This window comes from Hassallia byssoidea VB512170 (genome assembly GCF_000817785.2).
In the GTDB taxonomy this organism is placed as follows: Bacteria; Cyanobacteriota; Cyanobacteriia; order Cyanobacteriales; family Nostocaceae; genus Hassallia; species Hassallia carrinoi.
Genome location: NZ_JTCM02000050.1, coordinates 26,841 through 47,400, shown reverse-complemented (window position 1 = coordinate 47,400; position 20,560 = coordinate 26,841). Strand labels below are relative to the sequence as shown.

Annotated in this window: 16 protein-coding genes and 1 pseudogene; 4 read left to right on the top strand and 13 right to left on the bottom strand. The window is 39.5% G+C overall.

Features of this window, described 5'->3' with window-relative positions; genetic code table 11:
* Positions 1-154 precede the first annotated feature (154 nt).
* From PI95_RS20280 to PI95_RS20265, 4 genes are all read right to left on the bottom strand, one after another.
* Positions 155-943, bottom strand: a complete 789-nt coding sequence (locus tag PI95_RS20280) for a M12 family metallopeptidase (RefSeq protein ID WP_039754379.1) — start codon at positions 941-943, stop codon at positions 155-157.
* 274 nt (positions 944-1,217) lie between these two features.
* Positions 1,218-2,015, bottom strand: coding sequence for a LysM peptidoglycan-binding domain-containing protein (locus PI95_RS20275; RefSeq protein WP_163519039.1), 798 nt, complete (start codon positions 2,013-2,015; stop codon positions 1,218-1,220).
* A 37-nt stretch (positions 2,016-2,052) separates the two neighbouring features.
* The gene (locus PI95_RS37215; RefSeq protein WP_163519038.1) at positions 2,053-2,835 is read right to left on the bottom strand and encodes a CAP domain-containing protein; all 783 of its coding nucleotides are present in this window, start codon (positions 2,833-2,835) and stop codon (positions 2,053-2,055) included.
* A 44-nt stretch (positions 2,836-2,879) separates the two neighbouring features.
* Positions 2,880-3,383 (bottom strand): GNAT family N-acetyltransferase, encoded by a 504-nt coding sequence (locus PI95_RS20265; RefSeq protein WP_039754377.1) that lies wholly within the window; start codon positions 3,381-3,383, stop codon positions 2,880-2,882.
* A 136-nt stretch (positions 3,384-3,519) separates the two neighbouring features.
* Here PI95_RS20265 and PI95_RS20260 point away from each other — a divergent pair.
* The 3 genes and pseudogenes from PI95_RS20260 to PI95_RS20245 all read left to right on the top strand — a co-directional run.
* Positions 3,520-3,903, top strand: a pseudogene (locus PI95_RS20260) (IS1634 family transposase); the annotation flags it as partial.
* A gap of 918 nt (positions 3,904-4,821) precedes the next feature.
* Positions 4,822-6,252 (top strand): hypothetical protein, encoded by a 1,431-nt coding sequence (locus tag PI95_RS20250; protein WP_039754375.1) that lies wholly within the window; start codon positions 4,822-4,824, stop codon positions 6,250-6,252.
* On the top strand, positions 6,249-7,280 hold the full coding sequence (locus PI95_RS20245) for a DUF1822 family protein (RefSeq protein ID WP_236117123.1): 1,032 nt from the start codon (positions 6,249-6,251) through the stop codon (positions 7,278-7,280). The genes PI95_RS20250 and PI95_RS20245 overlap by 4 nt, the downstream gene beginning before the upstream one ends.
* A gap of 13 nt (positions 7,281-7,293) precedes the next feature.
* Here PI95_RS20245 and PI95_RS20240 read toward each other — a convergent pair whose 3' ends face one another.
* The 7 genes from PI95_RS20240 to PI95_RS20210 all read right to left on the bottom strand — a co-directional run bounded on the left by PI95_RS20240 (position 7,294) and on the right by PI95_RS20210 (position 17,291).
* Positions 7,294-8,538, bottom strand: a complete 1,245-nt coding sequence (locus PI95_RS20240; protein ID WP_052325881.1) for a hypothetical protein — start codon at positions 8,536-8,538, stop codon at positions 7,294-7,296.
* A 158-nt stretch (positions 8,539-8,696) separates the two neighbouring features.
* Entirely contained in the window at positions 8,697-11,033 is a 2,337-nt protein-coding gene (locus PI95_RS20235; protein ID WP_039754373.1) for a hypothetical protein, read from the bottom strand.
* 485 nt (positions 11,034-11,518) lie between these two features.
* Positions 11,519-12,301: a DUF928 domain-containing protein gene (locus PI95_RS20230; protein ID WP_039754371.1), complete on the bottom strand. Its 783-nt coding sequence runs from the start codon at positions 12,299-12,301 to the stop codon at positions 11,519-11,521.
* Positions 12,298-14,730 (bottom strand): CHASE2 domain-containing protein, encoded by a 2,433-nt coding sequence (locus PI95_RS20225; protein ID WP_039754370.1) that lies wholly within the window; start codon positions 14,728-14,730, stop codon positions 12,298-12,300. The genes PI95_RS20230 and PI95_RS20225 overlap by 4 nt, the downstream gene beginning before the upstream one ends.
* 176 nt (positions 14,731-14,906) lie before the next feature.
* Positions 14,907-15,497 (bottom strand): Uma2 family endonuclease, encoded by a 591-nt coding sequence (locus PI95_RS20220; RefSeq protein WP_039754369.1) that lies wholly within the window; start codon positions 15,495-15,497, stop codon positions 14,907-14,909.
* 72 nt (positions 15,498-15,569) lie between these two features.
* A complete protein-coding gene (gene purT / locus PI95_RS20215) occupies positions 15,570-16,739 on the bottom strand; it encodes a formate-dependent phosphoribosylglycinamide formyltransferase (RefSeq protein WP_039754368.1) in 1,170 nt (389 codons plus the stop codon).
* A gap of 69 nt (positions 16,740-16,808) precedes the next feature.
* Positions 16,809-17,291 carry a pentapeptide repeat-containing protein gene (locus PI95_RS20210; RefSeq protein WP_039754367.1) on the bottom strand — a complete coding sequence of 161 codons (483 nt, stop codon included), beginning with the start codon at positions 17,289-17,291 and terminating at the stop codon, positions 16,809-16,811.
* 124 nt (positions 17,292-17,415) lie between these two features.
* On the opposite strand from PI95_RS20210, the gene PI95_RS20205 reads away from it, so the two are divergent.
* Positions 17,416-17,964, top strand: a complete 549-nt coding sequence (locus PI95_RS20205) for a hypothetical protein (RefSeq protein ID WP_039754366.1) — start codon at positions 17,416-17,418, stop codon at positions 17,962-17,964.
* A 737-nt stretch (positions 17,965-18,701) separates the two neighbouring features.
* On the opposite strand, the gene PI95_RS36065 is transcribed toward PI95_RS20205, so the two are convergent.
* The gene (locus PI95_RS36065) at positions 18,702-19,814 is read right to left on the bottom strand and encodes a CHAT domain-containing protein (protein ID WP_052325880.1); all 1,113 of its coding nucleotides are present in this window, start codon (positions 19,812-19,814) and stop codon (positions 18,702-18,704) included.
* A 430-nt stretch (positions 19,815-20,244) separates the two neighbouring features.
* The gene (locus PI95_RS20195) at positions 20,245-20,508 is read right to left on the bottom strand and encodes a hypothetical protein (protein WP_163519037.1); all 264 of its coding nucleotides are present in this window, start codon (positions 20,506-20,508) and stop codon (positions 20,245-20,247) included.
* Positions 20,509-20,560 lie beyond the last annotated feature (52 nt).

Sequence of the window (20,560 nt, the reverse complement as noted above, 5' to 3'; positions counted from 1 at the left end):
TGGACAAAAATGGACAGCCTTGTTTACTAGATCCTCAACACCCCACGACATTTTCGGATGAAGGCTGTCCATTTTTGTCTATTGTTTGTGAAACCCCCTCTCGGTACTTCCCCCTCTAAATTGCCATTAGTCGGTTAATTGACACTTTTGCGGTTTATCCACCAGTCTTGGGCAGAGGATACATCTGAGCGATGAACTGTTTGTCCGTTGCTGACGGATAGTTATTCCAGCCAATCTCAAAGCCGCCGGTCGTTAACTGCTTGGGAACCGCATAGTGCATGATTGACTGTGGGTCGTAGTGGGAGAATTGAGTGATGTTCTTACTATACAGTTGGAATATATTGTTATCTACGTCCTGTTTATTCCAATTGTTGGGCGCACCCATATAGTAGCGGTAAACAGCATCTCGATTCCAAGGAATTCCGGCTTGTGGATGTTGATGTTCGTGGATGCAACCAAGAGCATGACCAAACTCATGCATTACAACTCTTAAATACTCTTTATTGTCGCTATCGGGTTTGAGCCATCCATAGTTCATTGTGGGCTGATTCTTCGGAATGTTTAAGGCATCAGTACCAATATAAGACCAAGAACCGGCACCGAGTTTACAGGAGATGCGAATCTCTGCATCAGGATCGTTGCCAAACTGAAACTTGATGTTACCAAATTGACTCCATTGCTGTGCTACCTGAGCAATTTTCTGGTGAACTACGGGGTCGCCGTCCAAAAAGCGCACGCGCAATGTCCGACCTGGTTTCCACTTTTTATCGGCGATAAGTGCCATTCGCGACGACTCAACGGTGTCGCCAAATTTTTCGATAAAATTCAAGCCGCTTTTTGCATTCTGTGGATTTTCTTCAATCGCTTTTCTTTGCGCTTCTTCAGACATGTCTGGTAATATCTGAATACAAATTTTGATTTCTTCTAGGTTGTTTTCAGCCATGAAAGCTCTCTTTTTATTAATGTGAGTTGGATGAAGTTATAAGACCGCAGCAGATATGAGTGCAAGCAACGGCTACTACATAAATTCTTCATCTACATCGTTAATAGGCAAAGTGAAACCAATTTATGCACTATCTTTGAAAAATATCGACTATCCCAAACCAAAGGTAGTAGTTTAATCGAAGGCAGCGCCAAGCCTTCTAAGCGTTGAATTAGATTTTCCTAACCCAGACCAACTGCTTGAGTTTTGGCGCAGAGAGTGCAAATAAAATTCGTTATGAACCGGGATTTAGAAAATCTTCTGGCGTAACTTGATAACCGCCATATTCATTTATGTATCGCAGAATAGAAGTGCCAAATTCATCGTGAGACACTTCGTTTTTGAGCAGAAGGTCTGCTAACCCATAAGGACCGCGCAGGTGTGCCCCAGCGAGAATGCCAGAAAGGGTGATTGTTATTGTTTTTGACACTCCATTATCATCAAATGTCTTTTGCTGACCGAGGTATTCGTTTATGGACTTTCCTTGACCTTTTAGCGTATCGTTGATACGGTTCCAGTTCAGGGCAAAAGCTTCACGAATTGCAAATTCTTGGACATCAGGAGAATTTTGGAATTTGGCTTTGCTATCAATACCTTTCTTTCCTGTCCATGTACCCCGCCAGTAATTTTTGTCAACACCAGGTTGTCCATAGAAAACATCGGCTTTGTAGTAGCCAAGGTCAATCAGCAGGGCTTCTCCAAATTGGTATTTGCCGATAAAACCGAGTGAATTTTCAACGGTGTATTGATTTGGATTTCCTGATGGTAATCCTGATTCAAATGCTCCTAGTGCTTCGAGCATATCTTGAAAATTTCCCTTGCTTGTACCAGGATTACCAGACTGATTTGGTTCGGGAATAACAAGTACCATTCCAAGTTGAATTTGACTGGGATCATTTCCAATTATCCCGCGATTAGCTTCGTAAATTAGAGACCATAAATTACCATCTTGGTAAACTTTTTCGGCAATTATAAATAGGGTGTCACCAGATTGTACGGTATATGTTTGACTTGCATTTTGCGTGGTATACATGATTTTTTCCTTTGAGAAATTGACTTTTACATCAAGTTCAGTATGCGGGGGAGCCGAAATCTTGTGTCCAATAGTTGTTGGAGTAACCAACACCAAGCTCCCGATAATTGGGATTAAGAATGTTTCTGCGATGTGCATCATTGGGAGGAACCTCGTTGATCCAAACGGAGACTGCTTGTTCTGGTGTCTTCTGTCCTGCTGCAACGTTCTCGGCAATTTCTGACCATTTATAGCCTGCATGTGAGATGCGATCGCTTAATGATAACTCGCCTGGGAGTTGGTGACTTATAGACCTGCTCCGTGCCATGTTCTCGCTATGAGCTTGTGCAGCGGCAGTCAATTGCGGATTTAATCTTAGTGGTGGCAAACCAGCTTTACTGCGCTCTATATTGGTGAGTTCTAAAACTCTTTTGACGATATTATTCGATGGCTGAGGGGCAGATACCCCAGGAATGGTAAGTACCATCCTTGGTTTGAGCTGGGTTGGGTCAGATCCAATTAAGGCTTTATTCGCTTCGTAAATTCTTCTCCATTCAGCAATATTTTTTATTGTTATGATTGTTGTGGGGTCGTCTGTGTTTTCAAATAAACTATATATGATTCCGTGTGTGTTGGGGTGATTTGGAATGTCAATATCACCTGCTATTTTCTCAGGCGAATTAGCAGCAAAAAATAATTCTAAAAATTTTTCTTTTTTTATCTCTTTATTTTTTACACAGAAGCACATTGTTGGCAGTTTCGAGTTGTAGGTTTTGGTGGAGTGGTGTATGGAGAGCGTCGGATATATTACACGGCTCTTGCTGCCCAAAAAGCGGGACATTCGTGGATTGAGAGGGGAGTTGATAGTGCAAACGCTCAACTTGTTCAAGTGCGGTCAGTATTGTTAAATAATTGAGCCACACCACAAGAACGCTCATCATTCCAAGAAATTTCAGAGAATTGGCTATTGGTGTATCGGTTGATAACCTTGCGCCAAAATGTTTGTGCATCTACATTCAAGTCTAGCTGTCGTACCTCCCACTGACTGGGAAAGAAATCGAAAATGTCGGTCGCTACCCGATAGCCAATACCTTGTCTTCGGTATTTGCGTAGAATAAAGAATTCACCCATATCCATAGTGTGTTCGTCTCCTGAAAGATGGCTGCGCCCGTCGGCAATGACAAATCCTGCGAGCGAGCCATCCACCTTGACAAGAAACGGATGTCGCCAAGGCTCAGTCCAACAACCTTTAAGAGCGTCGTCCCCGAATCGACCATCATTCCCGACATCCCAGCCCATGAACTCACTAAAATCATAGAAATAAAGTTCTATCAAATGACTCAAAATCGACTTATCTTGCGGACGGGCTTCAATGATTTCAATATTCACGCTAGTTTCCTCTAATATTGTTGAGACGGCTGAGAGTAATAGTATCCCCCATTCCGCACCCTAAGTGTCGCACATGAATAAGATGAAGGAAAAGTAGTACAGAAAAACTAAAAAAAGAGTAGAAAACAATCACCCAATTGAGAATTATAAAGCGCGGCAGTCATGCGAAAGAGGATTTGCTTTTCTCAAAGACCCATCATTTTTTGCAAATAGCGTTTATCTTAAAAGACCGGAAAGAATCGAAGCATTGGCAATGATAATGGGTTTATGTTTGTTAGTCTATAAATTAGCGCAGCGACAAATACGTCTGGCTTTATATGAGTCACGATTAACTGTTAAAAATCAGTTAGGTAAATCCATAGATAATCCTACCTTGAAGTGGATATTTCAATGTTTTCAATCAATTCATCTTGTCACTTTTCATGAAGAAAAATAAATTTTTAATTGGAATCAAGAGAGAAATTTTATTCTAAATCTATTGCCTGAAGAATGCCAGCGTTATTATCGAGCGGTCACATAATTAATTATATTTTGAAAATGTATATTTTCTTCACCAACGAGCTATTTTTTTTAGAAAATAGCTTTAAATCATTATGTCTAATATTTTTTTTGTGAAACCGCTCCATCAGTAAAATAATAACTTCATTCAAGTAACTATAGGATTTTATCTATCAATTACGACAGAAAATCTGTTCTCATCTTATTGCTAATAATTGAGAATAGCGAGTATGTCTTAGATCCGAGTTTTGACGCTTTCTCATCCGTTTTTCTGAGAAAAACAGTATAATTTTATTCTTTTTTTAGAGATTTCATTCAGTAATTCCCGTTTGTGACAGTTGGGGTACGGAATGGGGGTTTTTAGCAAGACTTCCTAAGCCCCGTTAATTTTTGTGTTAACGTTCTTTGCGGATTAATCGCTTATTGTCATCAACCTAAGAAACCTAGCCTTCAACTTGACTGGCTTTTACCTCCTTATCTTTAACCCGAACTCAGGTTAATTACTAATGGCTGTCAGTCAATCAATTTATGCACTTTTGGGATGAAAGAGAATTCATCAGTCAGAATTTATTGGTAATGTTTTATGCTATATTCGCAGGTAAATGCCTTAAGGCAAGTTGTTTTCGCCGCTTGACAACAGCGCGAAAATAAAGAATGAGTCTTTCAGTCTAATATAGACCACCAAATCAGAGATTTTGGCGATATTCCGAACGCATGTGCGTTCCGCAGCAAAGGAGTGGCTTTGCGATCGCACAAGCAAACCTCTCTCCAGGCAGATGTAATTTAATTTTGTTGGGTTTTGCTCTGGAGTGGAATTGACTAATGGTAGTTGTTAATGACAACCTAAATAATAGGTGCTGCATAAGCTGAATATGCAGGCATCTATTTATAGCATAGAAAGATACATAAAAGTCATCGTACACTAGGAGAACCAGGATCTATGAGTGCGACATCAAGATACTGGCATATTTGCCGAATTAGTCTTAAGAGTCAAAGGGCTGGATATGAATACAGTTTAGTTCCGATTGCCGAGGAATTTTGTCACCAAAATGTTCCTAGTTCCCAAACTAGGGAGATGCAAGCTTTTTTGCTATCCAATTACAGCTTTAACACAGGCTTAGTTGATGTTGCAACTCGTGCGAAAGCTGGGTTTTGTTTGCGGTGCTATGTTAGCGAACCGATTCTCAAAGCTTGTCAAAAGATAGATAGTCTGTTTAGTGGTGATAAGTCGTTTACGTACAAGGATTTACTGCCATTTGTGCTGAATGATGATGGAAAAACGCCGATTATCTTGGATAGCTTACGCAAAACTCAACTTCTCCTGGATGCAAACGGTGAAACAAAAACATCAACTTTTAAATTTTTTACGGTTGAGGTTTTGCGAACATATAACGCTGATGCCTCTAGCATGAGCTTAGATAATTGGGTATACTTGCAAACTAAACAAAATTCTGAAGTTAAAGATTTCTTATCAGAGTTTGGTTTTCAGAATCTCAGTGACTGGGCTTTGATGAATAAAGCTAGACCGAAACAGATTGAAAAATTATCTGTACGCGATCGCCATTTAGTCGAAGTCTTTCATTCAGTTTATCGTCGAGATAGACTTGTGCAGCCTCAAGTCGGGGCAAAAAGATGTCCCGATCCCTCCACTGCCCAACTGCAAGAAATGTTAAAAAGCTTGCAGCAACGAGGTGTCATAATTAAAACCCCGGTTGAGTTGACAAAAGAACTAAAACATGTAGCAACTCAACTCAGAGAATATGACATTTGGAGTTACCGAGAACCTCTGGAAATTCAAGACCCGGATACGGGAAATTATACAACTAGAGTAGATTTACCCAATGATGCCCCAGATGAATTAGATGTGGAACAACGGGAAATTATAGAGTTTTTGCATGAACAACTGAAAACGGCATTAGTTGGATCAATTGAAGAACAGATTAGCGATCGCTTAAGCGAGTTGCAAAAAAGCCGAAAATATGCTCCTCTCGCCAATCAATTCATTCCGGGATTGCAACTTTATTACTGTCAGGGGATGCCTTTGAAAGATGTTGGTCTTAAATTGGGAATGTCAAGTTGGGATCAAACTAGACGAATATTAAATCCCGGAGAGTTACTTTCCAAAGTTCGCACATCTACAGTACAACAAGTTATAGAAAAAATTTTATCAGAGGCTCATTCAAAAGGTCTAACTGAAATTCCCCCAAAAATAGAATATCTCAAAACTGTGGTTGAGCAAATTGAAGCTTTTGCTGATGCAGAAATTTTTCAAGAAGCCGCAGAAGAAATTAGAGCGGGAAAAAGCCGGAGTTTGGATAGCTTATATGCACAGGAACTTCGCCAAAATATAAATAATCACAAATCTGCATGAGTAATAAAGATATGCTTAATTCTACTGATATAAGACTGTTACTACCCGAATCGATTTGGTTAGAATCAGAACATTTTACCGAAGCGAGAAAAATTAGCCTTAGCCTTAATAATGAAGCCGAAAAATGGCAAACTTATCTGAATGCACTAGCGCTACTTGGCTTTGAAGAATGGCTGAGTACACGCATCACCCAGCAACCAATCAAGCGTGATTCAAATATCAGCTATCTCAAAGTTGGTGAATTTAAACTTTGTCTAATTGCTACTGAAAATATACTTGACGAAGAGGTAAATTTAGCAGTAGATATCATTGAAAGACCAGAATTAGCGGCTCATTTCTATGTATTACTTGAAGTCTTAGAAGAGCAAGAAGAAGTAATAATTAGAGGCTTTTTGCGTTACGATGAACTAGTTAATTATACTATCAAACTACAACCACGAGATAATTTTTATCGGCTACCGCTAGCAAAATTTGACCCAGAACCAAATCACCTGTTATTTTACTCGCGTTTTTTAGAACCGACAGCTATTCCTTTACCTGTAGCCACAGAAACAAAAGTAGAAGAAAATTTAGTTGTATATCTACAAGAAACTACAACTAAATTAAGTGAATGGTTACAAGGTGTAATTGATGAAAGTTGGCAAGCTATTGATACACTTCTTAGCCCAGAAATGAATTTAGCTTTCAGCACTAGGAGTGTTGAATTAGCGACAAAGCGAGGTAAATTGATTGACTTAGGAATACAACTAAGTCATCAAACTGTGGCGTTACTAGTGAATATCACCGAAGAAGCTGAAGAAAAAATATCTATTTCCATACAATTGCATCCAACGGGTAAAGATAAATATTTGCCACCAAATATCAAAGTTACTTTATTATCTAAAGCGGGGAATATTCTTCAGCAAGTTGAAGCTAGAGGTCAAGATAATTACATTCAACTTAAGCTTTTTAAAGGCGAAAGAGGTAAACGCTTTAGCATTCAAGTTAGTTTAGACGAGCTGAGTGTGAGAGAAAATTTTGAACTGTAATAACGAATGATGGTTAGTTGCTAGACTTTTGAAACTGAAACTCGCTCCATTCTGATTGACCTATAGTTGTACCACCAGGAGCGATCGCTTGCACTCGCCAGCGCAAAGTATCCCCAGCTTTCTCCTGAAGCCAGGGAGGAGCTGTATAGCTGGTCGTGTTTGCATTCAGCACTGCTGAGAGTATTGGTTTTTTATCGCTTTCAACCTCTAGTTTATATGCGCTTGCCCCTTGAGACTCGCGCCAGTTAAAACTCACAGGCTGGTTGGTTGGAATTTTGGCACTTTGGTTTGGCAATAGTAACTGGATCTGACTCATCTTTGTCTTTATCTGCCCTATCCCATCTCGATTGCCAACGTAGTAACGCAACACAGGCAAAGGGGAACCAGCAACTCCACCAGTAAACACAGTGGTTAAACCAGTCTGCGAGTTGGCAGCATCTTCGTCATTTGTTGCTTCAACTCTCAGTAGTATCAGATGCAGTCCGCTTGAGACTTGAGGAAGTTTGGCTGGATCTGGACCACGCAAAACCACCTGCCCAGTGGGTGGCAAAAACACATCAATCGGCTCAAGAAGAGTATAGCGTCGTTGTAAGCCACGTTGTTCGGGGGGTAGTGATGCCGCTGGCAGCAAGTCTCGCGTGTTAGGCGGTGTATCCCCTGGTAGCACGACTTCCCAACGTCCTCTGAGTCGTCCACTGCCATTGTAGGTAATTTTTGCTTGAAATGGGGGGGGAGTTTGACCCCGTACCACTCCTAATACAGCGGGATCGGTGTTCTCAAACCGCAGACGCACGTTGGTTAGTGACAGTGGAACCCTGGCACTATAACCTGCCAGCCTACATGTTACAGCTACGTACTCGTCAGCTCCTCCAATTGTGCTAGCAAACCGCCGCACGTAAAAGAATTCGGGAGAATTGCCGCGTGCCGCATCCTGGTAAGCGCGACGAGCAACCGAAGGAGGAATTGTCATAATGTCGGTGTAGTTATCGGGACTGCTAACAGTTCCTCGGTCATATTTCCTCGGAAGACGACCATAAATGGTTCCCGGTACACATGAGTTATTGGCGTTAATTTCCCCACACCAGAGTGCTTCTGCTGCACGCTGATTATCTAGTCCTCTAAATGTCAGGTAGACGCTTGTGGCTGAAAAGGTGCTGACATTGACTCCAAAGGGACTGACTGTGATTGCTTGGCTGCTGGCTGTTGGCAAAAAAGTGAATGGTAAAGAAAACAAAATCCAAAGAACACGGAATCGCATATTTTTTTGTTTAAAACTTTCTGATTAAATTGAGATTAATAGTTTTTCAATTATCCTCTTATCTAATTTAATTGCACCGAAGAGTGAAAGGTTTTTTCGTGATTGCTTTATCTTTTGCTTTACTTGGTTGAAAAAAGCGAATTTCTAGTGGGTTGATGTTAAAAACTAATACTAATGTTACCTGTTAGGGTGTGAATCGTGCCATCTCTAGATTGGTTTAGTTCACGATCGCGATCGCTATTAGAGGTCAATCCATATTGTAAGGAAACATTAGCGGGCAATTCTACCCCCGCTGGACCCGGAATTATGAACGTCTTACCCAAGATTACATTCATGGTATCACCGCGTACAAAAGTCCGATTTATCGAGTCAGTGTTTTCATTCCGGCTGAAGTCTACTAGAAACATCAGGCTGGGGTCAATCTGCCACATTATTCCTAAAGTTGGAGTACTGCTAAATTGAGTGATATTAGTTACTAGACTTCTACTGCTTGTCCATTGATATCCTAAATCTAATCGCAAACCAGGAGTCGCTTGCCACCCAACCTTAATTTCATTGGTAAAGTCTTGAGTATCTTCTGGTTGTTGATTTAGCTCACTGTCTACCTCAGCTGCCCCGCTGATTCTACGGTTGTCTGAGAAAGTACTGGAGAAGTTATAGCCAAAAGTTAAATTCTGAATTTTCCATGCGGTTCCTAATGTGTGAGTGGTGGTGAGCAAGTCGGAGCTTAAAAGGTTGACCGGTTCAGGAGAGTTTGCTGTAAAATTGCGGTTTCTGGTGAAGGAATAACTCAATGTGGGGAGTAAGGGGTTTTGCACCGCGAATACTGTTTGCAGGGGTAGGTTTAGATTAAAGGCTGTGTTGCGTCTGTTGTTTTTTGGTGTCGTGGGAATATCTGCGAGGTTGTCTTCGTTCCAACTCTGTATTAATGTCAGATTAGCCCCGGCAATTATCCCTTCTAGTAATATTACTGTTTGCAATGTATCGGGTGCAACACTAGCCCCAATCGAGTTAAATAAGGGATCTATGCGTTCGTGGGTGGCTTTCAAGGTTAAGTTCAAGGTGCGATCGCCCCCAAGGTTCATGTTTTTCACCAGATCGTATTCTGCCTCTAAAAAATATGCATTTTCAGTGGCTGGGACTACGGGTACTATATCTAGTCCTTCAGTGAGTTCAGAATCTCGTTCACTTGAGGGGTTTGTAAAGGTGCTGCGGGCAAATCCCCCATTGAAGCGCAATCTACCAGAACTATCTTCGGCAACTAATGTCAATCCAAATCCATCACTGTCCTCTGCATCAACCACCTGTAACTGGTTAAAGTCAGGTTCGGGGTTGCGGGATGCAGTTATGAGAGTTGCTTCTAAACGAACTCCTCTAGAATCATTATCAGGATTTCCTTTTACTATCTGATAGCCAACAATTGCAGCGGAGATGTTGTCGTTATCTAAGTCGTTTAAGCCAAAAATATTGTCAAACCCGACGATATCTGTAGCGGTGGTGGTAGCCAGAGTAATGTCGAAGCGATCGCTTAGTCGAGAGTTGAGTAACAATCCACGATTGCTAATGTTGTTAAGCAAAAACCTATGGTTCCCGTAAGTATTGTGTCCCAAAGAAAATGTTGTAGAACCATAAGCTAAATCGATATCGTACTTTTCTAAATCAAGATTACGTGCGTTCTCACCCTGCTGCTGAAATCGAATGGCATTTTCTTCTATTGTAGTTCCGAACAGACTAAATACACCCCTAATATCTAGATCCCCAATTCTTTCCTGCGGGTTAAAGTCACCTTTAAAAGTCAGTTCGGTAGAGGTAGGACGTGAACTTATCTCTCCACTGCGTGCTTCTAAAAACTGAGATTCCAGAGTCAGGGTTGGAGGTAATAACGTATTGTTTTCTTGTGAGTTTGGTTGTTGGTTGTTATTTGTTGGTTGTTGGTTGTTATTTGTTGGTTGTTGGTTGTTATTTGTTGGTTGTTGGTTGTTATTTGTTGGTTGTTGGTTGTTATTTGTTGGTTCTTCGCTTGGAGTTGATTCAGTTGATTGTGATGGTCCGCGTTGAGACCGTTGTTGTGTTGGTTGTTGTTGTGTTGGGGTTTGAGTGACTTGTGAATCTGTCGGCTTTACAGCCGTTTCCTCTGATACTTTTAATGGTAGTTGAGCAATTTCTTGCCACTGATTATTTTCTTTTACTAGATAAATAATGACTTTGGTTTCCCCAACAGGAAGGGGAATATTCTTTGGCTGGTAAATTAACTCATTGCCAACCGTCCGAAACATCGAAGTAACATCAGTCTGACCAATAAAAATAGATAATCTTCCCTCATTTGGACTTGGCAGACGATCAAGTTTTAGTTTAATCTCACTCGTAGGTTGAACGGTCTGCTTATCACTAAAATTTGTCTGCTCAATAGTGACAGCAGCAGCAGATGTATGGGTATAGACAATTATGGTAATACCTAATATCAGACTTTTACTAATGGTTTTAAAAAAATCCATAAAAAATTCATTTGCAATAGTTACAATTAACTGTACAGATATCTAAAAACACTTATTAACGGTCAATTTATTCAACTGCCGCATTGCACCACATCAGATAAATGTCATTTTTCATCAGTTGGGTGAACAACGAGATTTATGACAAATTCAAAAAAATAAAATCAAAAACTATCAACCTGGTTTGACTCGAACTTCTTAGACTTCAGCGATTGAAATTAATGAAATATGAGGCATGATGGTTATTTTACAAACCACATGCCGTAGCTTAAAGTTGATATTTCAGTATGATTGAAATAGCATTAGTAAGTTTATCAAGAAAATATATAACGCGATATGCAACTTATTTTTTTGTTACATAACTTTAATTAAATATATGCGAACATGATGCGAAACTGGACTTACGCAAACTCTTATTTGTCTGTACTCACCTGAAATTGCCCATCTGACAATTTGCAGGAATTTAGGGCGTTTCCCCATTTCCCATTCTATTTATTCGGCGTGTAAATTTGCACAATTGGTGCTGGTGCAAGTTCTGATAAATTGACCGATTTTAACAATTTAGTCCAATCTTCAACAAAGACGCTAACACCTGAATTATTGCGACGTAATTCTCCTAAATTAGTTATCGCATCGTACCAAATATTATTAGCGATATAAACTTTGTACTTCTGTGATTTTGCGTTATTTAACTGTTGTTGCAGTTGAGAAGTTATTGTCACTCGTCGCACCCATGCATCAACAAAATACACAGAATTCTTTTGAGTCGGATTACAATAAATGTTGAAAAACCAATGATATCTCAAGTTTGGCTTTAAAGCATATTGGGGATTTTGCGGTAGTTTGACACTAATTGCTCCCGGTTTTCCTGGTAAGGTAATTGGTGTACGCCAAATATCGTTACCTTCTCGATCTTGCAAGACAAACTCTCCAGAACGGATATCGCTGGCTAACTGTGGAATATAAACCCAAAAGCTAGGATACTCGCTGATTGTTGTTGCTAAAAAGGATTTATTGTTAGTTTCTTCACCAGGAACTAAAGCTGTTAGCGGTGTTTTTAAGTTAGGACAATCACCACGCCGGCTTGCTCCTCCTCGGCGCCGACCATCAGGATCGCCATCATCGGGAAATTGTTGATCGGTGGGTTTATTTTGTTTGATATATACATTAGTAAATGATTGCGCGTGAACTTGCAATGGATTCGTTAAAGTCAGTATTAAAGTAATTAAAGTCAGTTTTATCTGTTTTGGAAATAATTGATTTTTACTCATTTTGGTAATTTATTTACATCTTTTTGTTTATACAAAGGACGCGGTAGTATTTTCGCAATAACTGCACTAACAATTAATGCTAATGCTGATGGGACAAGTGGTATCCACCCTGCGAGTGTAAATATATTAAAGCAAATGCTAAAAATTGCGATTAAGGCTGTGGCGATCGCTAATCCTAAATAAAGTGGTTGCTGAATTCTCCAAGCGATGATTCCTCCTAGCAATGACCATCCCCATATCCAAAGTGTTTCCATCCACCCAGACCACCACCACAATAAAGGTCTTTTGTCAAGCACTGCACTGAGAATTTGGCTAATCATATGTGCTTGGACAAATACCCCCGGAATTTGCTTATCATTGTCTGCTGCGTTGCTGGTGTAGGGGGTTTTCCAATAATCAGAACTGCTTGTTGATGCTGTAACGCCAATTAAAACAATGCGATTCTTTAGTGATTCGATTAACTCAGGCTTAATTTGATCGGTTAAAATATCTTTTAAAGCTACTTGTCGAGCAATCTTTTGTGGAGAAAGCAGGGAACGATAATTCAGCAATATTTGATAACCGGATGCATCAAATTTTTGGTACCCGCTAGTGTGGGATTTTAATTCCTTAAATTCTACATCGCCAATCTGCAAGTTTTTGTTTGAATTGATTTTCCATCTAATACCTTGTGCCTTCAAATAATGTTGTGCTAGCTGAAAGTTAAAAGAAAATTCTGCCACACAGGGAGATTTCGCCGGCGGGGTTAAGTGTAAAAGTTGACGACGAACAATATCACCTTCATCGGCGACAAAATCACTAAAACTGTGGCGTTGTCTTGGCACTTGAGGTGGTGGGGGAACGCCATCCTGTGCTTTATTAATCGACGCGGCAACTTTACACAGTGCAAACAGGCGATCGTCGTGTTGCAAGCGATTGGCTAAATCAGGATATTTGCGGTCTAACGGAAAATCATGGTATATATCTAGACCAATAGTAGTTGGTTGATATGAGTCTAGTTTTTGTAAAAGTTGATTGAATGCTTGGTCTGATAGCGACCCACGCAGATTCATTTTTTGCTGTATTTGATATTGAATATCTGCTTCATCAATTGTGACGATTAATAAACGGGAATCTTGCTTTTCATCAGGCGATCGCAACTGCATTAAATGGTCATAAGATTGTAATTCCCAAGGTTGCAGCATCCCCAGATAGCGTACTCCCATGACTAAAGTTCCGACAAGTACACTGGCAATCAACAGCGTTGATAAAGTATGCTGAAGTCGAATTTCATCGCTTTTGGTAGCTTTATATTCTTTTTGGGTAGAAATAATTGTTTTTGCCGATTGTGACCAAATCATCGGTGCTACGGCAGGGTTTTGACAAATTACGGGTAGCCAAGTAGCGCAGGGGTATTCTTTTTCTAATCCTTGCAGTCTTTCTCTTGCATAACGCACCGCTGCATATAAAGATTGTCCGGTGGAAAATTCCGCGAGAAAATACTTTAAAAATTTTTGCGCTACCAAGTCTGGGACAGGTTCTCGCATGACAATTACTTGCGGAATCTGCAAACTCTGTAGTTGCTGCGCTAAACCCAAACCATCGCAAGAGTTAAAAATTGCTAACTTTAAACCGCGTGCGATCGCGCTCGTGAGAGCATACTTTAATTGATCCAGTGTTAAACTATCTGTTTGATTAAGTTGCAACCATCCTTTTTCTTTAGTGTAGCTATGACCGGCAAAAAAGAGAATATCCCAACTTTGTTTCCAAAGGCGATCGTTTAAATCGTTTAACGATGGTTCTACTAAAAATTCTATCTCTGCTTGATGCGATAATTCTTCTAAAAAATTCCGATCCTGACTAATTTCAATTCCTCGACTGTCACCAAAAATAGCTAATATTTTAACTTTTCCTTCACTGCTATTTACAGTAATTATATTCGGTTGTTGATATTCTGCTGCACTTAACGCGACTTCCGCACGAGGATAATCTGTAAAAAAGTTCCACAAATGCCAAGGAAGATGCCGCAATTGATTATCATTGGTTTCAATAATGAAGCGAATTTCTGCCGACGGTTCTAATTGCGTGCGTAATTGTTGGTCAATTTTGTGAAACTGCGTTGAATTAAGCCATGCATTGATGCTGTTGTCTAACTGTTCGCATAAATCGTGAAGATCGACTTCAGAAATATTAGTTATATAAGCTTCTTCAATTTCAAAATCGTCGTCAACTTCAGCTTCCACATTCAGACGCAAACCGAGACGTTGGTGAAAAAGTGAATAAAGCGATCGCCAATTGCGGTATATTACACTAATTTCTGGTGCTGCTGGCAAACTAGCAGTAAACTTCATTCCATAAAAGTTGTTTTGTTCCCCAAGCTGGACTGTTACCGCTGGAAAGCCATCCTCTAAATTACCCTGTCCTAAGCTTAAAACAACTAACCTACTCATCTTTGTCTGACAAAACAACGGTCAGATAATAGATACCTAAATTAAAGTAGCATTTCCGCAAATTGTTTACATCACTCTTGCGTTGGATTTGTCAAAATGAAATTACGTTCTCCGGATTAGTAGTATTGATTTTTACTTAAATATCTCAGTACTAGCACTAAATAATTTAAAAAATATTAATCTTCGTCACTTTCCGCAAAATTTACTTGCTCGTAAAGGTCGGTCAATACTATTTGAAAATCAATTGTTTCAAATGATAAAGTTGCAGATTCACCTTCAATTTCATCAAAAATCCATTTACCATCAGCAGTTTTTACATAATGCATTACATGATATTGATATTGGTCGATTAAAATATATTCCTTAAATTCTGGGATAGAACGATAATATAAAAACTTGTTGCCCTGGTCATAATTTTGAGTTGATTTAGATAAAACTTCCGCAATTAGTGAGGGATTCATTACGGTAGTCGTATTTGTTCCCGTATAAACAGGTTGTCCTTGAATTACCATCACATCTGGATATGTATGCTGCCGATACTTCGGTATCCATAAACGCACATCACCGATGTAAACCCGATAATTTTGCCCTTTTAGGGAAAATTTTAGGTTTGCATAAAAGTTTCCTGCAATTTGATTATGATTTGTAGTGCCACCTGTCATCGGAACGATTTCTCCATCGCGGTATTCGCTTTTATATTCTGCCTTTTGTTCAAGTTCTAAATATTCTTCAGGTGTGTAATGACGTTTTTGTGTTTCTAACTGCATAAATATACCACCTATTCTTGTGCTGCTAATATTTTCTGGGCAGAAAACTACGGTTATCAAGGTAGACGAGGTTTAAACAATCTTTATTTTACTCGCTGCTCTCGTTGCTTTTTCCCGTGCTTCTTGAACATCAACACCTTTCGCTAAAGCTACCCCCATTCTTCTATATGGATGAGCATTAGGTTTACCAAATAGTTTAATATCAACATCTTTTTCTGACAAGGCATCAGCAACACCAGTAAAAGCGATATTATCTGAAGAAAGCGAAGCTAAAATTACCGCACTGGCTGATGCTCCCAACTGTTCTATATTGGGAATGGGCAAATTTAAAATAGCTCTTAAATGCAATTCAAATTCATTCAAATTTTGGGAGATTAACGTTACCATACCTGTATCATGAGGTCTGGGAGAAAGTTCCGAGAAAATAACTTCATCTTTGGTAATGAAAAACTCAACTCCAAAGATTCCCGCACCTCCTAAAGCGTCGGTAACTTGTTTGGCAATTTCTTCAGCATCCGATATCATTTTTTCGGAAATTATAGCAGGTTGCCAAGACTCTTGATAATCTCCTCTTTCTTGACGATGACCGATAGGAGAACAGAAAATAGTCGGTGCATCCCACTGCTTAATTGTCAATAAAGTTATCTCAATTTCAAAATTGATAAATTCTTCAACAATTACCTTTTGACTGTCACCTCTAGAATTAGCGATCGCATAATCCCAAGCCTTCTCAACCTCACTTGAATTCTGCACTACAGATTGACCTTTTCCTGATGATGACATCACAGGTTTGACAACATTAGGAAACTTAATTTCATCACTAACAGCAATCAACTCTTCCAACGTTTCCGCATAACCATATTTAGCAGTTCTAATCCCCAATTGCTTATGCGCTAATTCCCTAATTCTGTCACGATTCATCGTATAATTAGTAGCCGCTGCCGTCGGGATAACCGTAATTCCTCTTGATTCAAACTCCTGTAACTTTTCCGTTCTAATCGCTTCAATTTCTGGTATGATAAAATCAGGCTGATGTTTGCTAACTATCGCTTCTAAATCATCTGCACTCAGCATCGAAATAACTTCAAAACAATCCGCAACTTGCATAGCTGGAGCATTAGCATAGCGGTCAACCGCAATTACATAATTTCCCAAACGTTGAGCAGCAATTACAAACTCCTTCCCTAATTCTCCCGAACCTAGCAGCATCAACTTTTGTGGCAACTTCATACAACTACTCATTAATATAGTTCTATTTCTTCTTGGCGTACTTGGCGTACTTGGCGGTTCGTTATTCTAATTATCATCTTCCTAATAATCAAACCTAGCACCGCGAAGTTGTAAATCTTTACGTTGACTTATTGTTAAACCAATACCCTCACCAAACTGACACTCATCTACAAGAGCATTTAACCATATAGTTTCATTCAGAGTTGCTCCTTGCAAATCTGCCTTTCTTAAATCTGCATTAGTAAAATTAGCAAATAGTAAATCTGCATTTTTGAAACTGCTGTTTTGCAGATTCGCTTTTGATAAATTGCCCCGGATCAAGTTTACTTCATCCAAATTTAAGTTAGATAAATCGGCTTCGATTAAGTTAGGGAATTTGAGATTATTGGGATTTACTAAAAAGCGCATTATACAATTTATGTTTGCTTCGTTTAAGCGCATTTTGGTTAAAAAGTCATAACGAGCTATACCAAGTTGTTGGAGAAATTGCAAACGTTGTTCGGGACTTTTTTCTAAAAATTGGATAGCTTGGAATCGTAGATTTTGGGTTGTTGATTGTAGCATAGAATATTTTATCACGCAGAGGCGCAGAGGCGCAAAGAAAGAAGTTTAATTTAGAGATTTGGCAAGATTTTCCGGAAAAATGCAGGTATCATTTGTTTAGTATTTACAAGCTGATCGATAAAATATGAAAAACATGTTTATTAACTACAAAATAAAGAAGCATTGGTTAATAATAACGTTTACGGCGATTTTTTTAGGGTTGTTTACTTGTTTATTGGCTGATGTTGTTAGAGCGAGAATTATAAATGTTGATAGGTTGCTGAAACAATTAGAAGAAAAACAAATAGATAATCCTCGTTTGATTCAGAAAATTGCTGTCGAAGAGGGTTTTGAGTATGAAAAAGGACTAGACTTTAAATGTATGTCCTGGTCTACATATCCGGTGGGTAGTGGTTGGACAAATAAAATAGGCGATCGCGATTTTTTTATAGATTTTTATATTCCTCCAGATAAAAAAGCGATAATTTGTACTACACCAGTTTTAGCAGCTGCTTTAACTGCTGAAACTGACAAACCGTTTTTGTATGAGGTTTATCCTACTGATTACGGTTTGCATGTTCGTATTATCATCGGTCTTTCTGAGGTTGGAGATGCTTGTAAAAGTTTGATGGGTAATGTTAATTGTGCAAATTCTATATTATCGCGTCAAGTGATTGTACGGTATGAGCCGTAGAAGATTAGTTGTTATTGGATATAGGATTACTATTTGATTTTTGAACAGGCATTAGATATTGTAGGGTGTGTTATACCAATTCACGAAAACTTTGATACAGATAGATTTCTCGTAGGGGCACGGCACTGCCGTGCCCCTACCCACATATTGGTATCATTATTAAAGTGGAATGGTGTTACGCCGAAAGTACGGCACCAAAACATAAAGGATAGTGCGTTAGCTTTCAGCATAACGCACCCTACCTATATTTCAATAATCAAATATGAGTCCTATAGTTGTTAGTTGTTAGAAGTTATTGAATAATTGGATGATATCATGTCCGTCAAACTCTAGATGAATGCGCTGCAAAGTATCGAGGATTCTGTAAAAAATATCGTCCCAAACTCAAGCCAGAAACTCGCAACTACTGTCTAAGCAAGTTATTAGCAGGGTTGAAGGCTAAAAAAAGGTGAAGAAATCGTCTCCAGGACAAATGAGGCTGCCTTGGGATGAATGGGAAGCAAGTAACGAAGAGGTAGAAAATGTAGCGTGCAAGTTTATTTTTGCTAATTGTTATAACCCACAATTTGCCAGCATCATACTACAAACATAACAAGATGCTTTTAAAATGCCCAGTGCCAGGTAACGGAAACCTAGAACCCGCAATACTTCGTGGGTAATGACTTGTTTGTGAATCTTTACAATTTCGTGTAAGCGTTATATGTTACAGTTTACAAGTCTCGACGCGAGAGAAGAGACTAACCCTTCCAGTCCCAAAACTCAGTCCAAAAACTTGTATGTGGTCTAACAAGCTTCATATATTCATTGTCGTATTGTCGTAGTTTTTCGGCTTCTTGTTGTTTTCGTTGTCGTAGTTTTTCGGCTTCTTGTTGTTCCTCTTCTTGTTTGAGTGAATTTATGTACTCGTCTTTAATTCCGTAGTAGTTTTGCAACTTCTTTAATTCAGCTTCAGCTTTTTCCCCCAGTGGGTATCCTTGTTCAGCTACTTTCTTGGTAAATTGTTGCTTGTAAATCTGATAAGGCTCTAATACTTCTTCTTGGACTTCACGGGCTTGTTCATCCGTTAATCCTAACTTTTTCTGTAAACTATTTAATATGAGGGATTCAATGTCATCATCAATCACGCCATCAGCAGCAAATTCTTCAACTTTCTGACGATACTTGGTAATAGTAGTTTCTTCTGGTGTAGTTGGAGGAGAAACAACGGTTGCTTTGCGAGCATCGGGTGGGGGTGAAGTTGGTACGGGTGTGGTATTTATACTTTCCCCATGCAAATCTTCTTTTCTCAACAGTTGAGGTGTCAAATGCTCTTGAATCCCTGCCATGCGGATGACTCTACAACCAAGTTTATATGCAAATTCAACGCTTCTTCCAGCCCCCAGAGCATCGTAAAAACCAACAGCAAATTTAATGGCGGCTTTATCGCCAATTTCTTGACTCATGCCGATAACATAATTAATGTGTTGGGCGATCGCTTTGGCTTGAATCTCGGAATAGCAAGCATTAAGTAATACACATTCTACTTGATCTGCAAACAAGTCAAACAGTCCAGCTAATGCTTCTGCATCCACTAGCTTTTGTTGTCCGGTGTTATCTTCAAATATTAAGCCCGGTTCCCCTGCACCATGTCCAGAAAAATGTATAATCTGGGGTTCGTGATTCAGAATAGAGCGGTGAATATCTATGTCGCGCACTGCTTCTGCCGACTCTATCTTAAATCTGTCGCGTTGTCTGGCTAGTTGTAACCCTTCCTTAATTTCACGAATCTCCTCACCCAAACGCAGTTGTTTCGTACCTTTGGGATTGGCTGACAACATTAAGATTTTTTTGACTGGAATTTCATCGGTCATGGCAGGGTAGGGTTTTATTACATAATATTTTAGGCTGAAAATCTTCCTTTGAGCCTCTGGCTAGACATTGATAGACTTATTGCACTCATTCCATAACACCCCACCCCCAACCCCTCCCCGCAAGCGGGGAGGGGAGCTAAAGCACAGCTTTTGCGGGGTGGGGTTCTTAATTTTTGATTTATGCAAGATATCTGTATCTACGCACTGATAAGCTACACTTTCAAATTCTACGATTCCGGTCAAAAGAAAGATAGCCCAAAAGCGATCGCTTGTCGATTTTATTTATACTAACGCCAAAATCCCTCAACTATAGCGATTCTCGGTTGAGTGAGATACATAAAACCTCACCCCCTTTTTTTCTCCTTGTTAAAAAGAGGGGTGTTGTGGAACTGCATCCAAGTGTTTTTAAATGCATCGGCAAGCGATCGCATTAGCGATAGTTGTGATGACTGCGTGAATTACTTAAATGAGAAAGCAAACTGGGGTTTGAGAAAGTCAAAGCTGATTTTGCTTGCGGAAAACACCAAAATGAGAAAGCAAACTGGGGTTTGAGAAAGTCAAAGCTGATTTTGCTTGCGGAAAACACCAAAATGAGAAAGTCAAAAGGCATTTTGAGTAAGTCAAAAGGCATTTTGCTTGCGGAAAACACCGAAATGAGTAAGTCAAATGGCATTTTGAGAAAGTAAAAGCTCATTTTGCTTATTAAATTCGACTTTAGCCATAAATGTGACACGAGAAGAATTATT

Bases quoted from the DNA above. Each gene is read 5' to 3' on its own strand.
- PI95_RS20240 (WP_052325881.1), bottom strand. From the start codon at position 8,538: ATGCGATTCCGTGTTCTTTGGATTTTGTTTTCTTTACCATTCACTTTT.
- PI95_RS20195 (WP_163519037.1), bottom strand. From the start codon at position 20,508: ATGAGCTTTTACTTTCTCAAAATGCCATTTGACTTACTCATTTCGGTG.
- PI95_RS20230 (WP_039754371.1), bottom strand. From the start codon at position 12,301: ATGAGTAAAAATCAATTATTTCCAAAACAGATAAAACTGACTTTAATT.
- PI95_RS20210 (WP_039754367.1), bottom strand. From the start codon at position 17,291: ATGCTACAATCAACAACCCAAAATCTACGATTCCAAGCTATCCAATTT.
- PI95_RS20275 (WP_163519039.1), bottom strand. From the start codon at position 2,015: ATGTATACCACGCAAAATGCAAGTCAAACATATACCGTACAATCTGGT.
- PI95_RS20220 (WP_039754369.1), bottom strand. From the start codon at position 15,497: ATGCAGTTAGAAACACAAAAACGTCATTACACACCTGAAGAATATTTA.
- PI95_RS20245 (WP_236117123.1), top strand. From the start codon at position 6,249: ATGAGTAATAAAGATATGCTTAATTCTACTGATATAAGACTGTTACTA.
- PI95_RS20280 (WP_039754379.1), bottom strand. From the start codon at position 943: ATGGCTGAAAACAACCTAGAAGAAATCAAAATTTGTATTCAGATATTA.
- PI95_RS20225 (WP_039754370.1), bottom strand. From the start codon at position 14,730: ATGAGTAGGTTAGTTGTTTTAAGCTTAGGACAGGGTAATTTAGAGGAT.
- PI95_RS20235 (WP_039754373.1), bottom strand. From the start codon at position 11,033: ATGGATTTTTTTAAAACCATTAGTAAAAGTCTGATATTAGGTATTACC.
- PI95_RS36065 (WP_052325880.1), bottom strand. From the start codon at position 19,814: ATGACCGATGAAATTCCAGTCAAAAAAATCTTAATGTTGTCAGCCAAT.
- PI95_RS20250 (WP_039754375.1), top strand. From the start codon at position 4,822: ATGAGTGCGACATCAAGATACTGGCATATTTGCCGAATTAGTCTTAAG.
- purT (WP_039754368.1), bottom strand. From the start codon at position 16,739: ATGAGTAGTTGTATGAAGTTGCCACAAAAGTTGATGCTGCTAGGTTCG.
- PI95_RS20205 (WP_039754366.1), top strand. From the start codon at position 17,416: ATGAAAAACATGTTTATTAACTACAAAATAAAGAAGCATTGGTTAATA.
- PI95_RS37215 (WP_163519038.1), bottom strand. From the start codon at position 2,835: ATGTCCCGCTTTTTGGGCAGCAAGAGCCGTGTAATATATCCGACGCTC.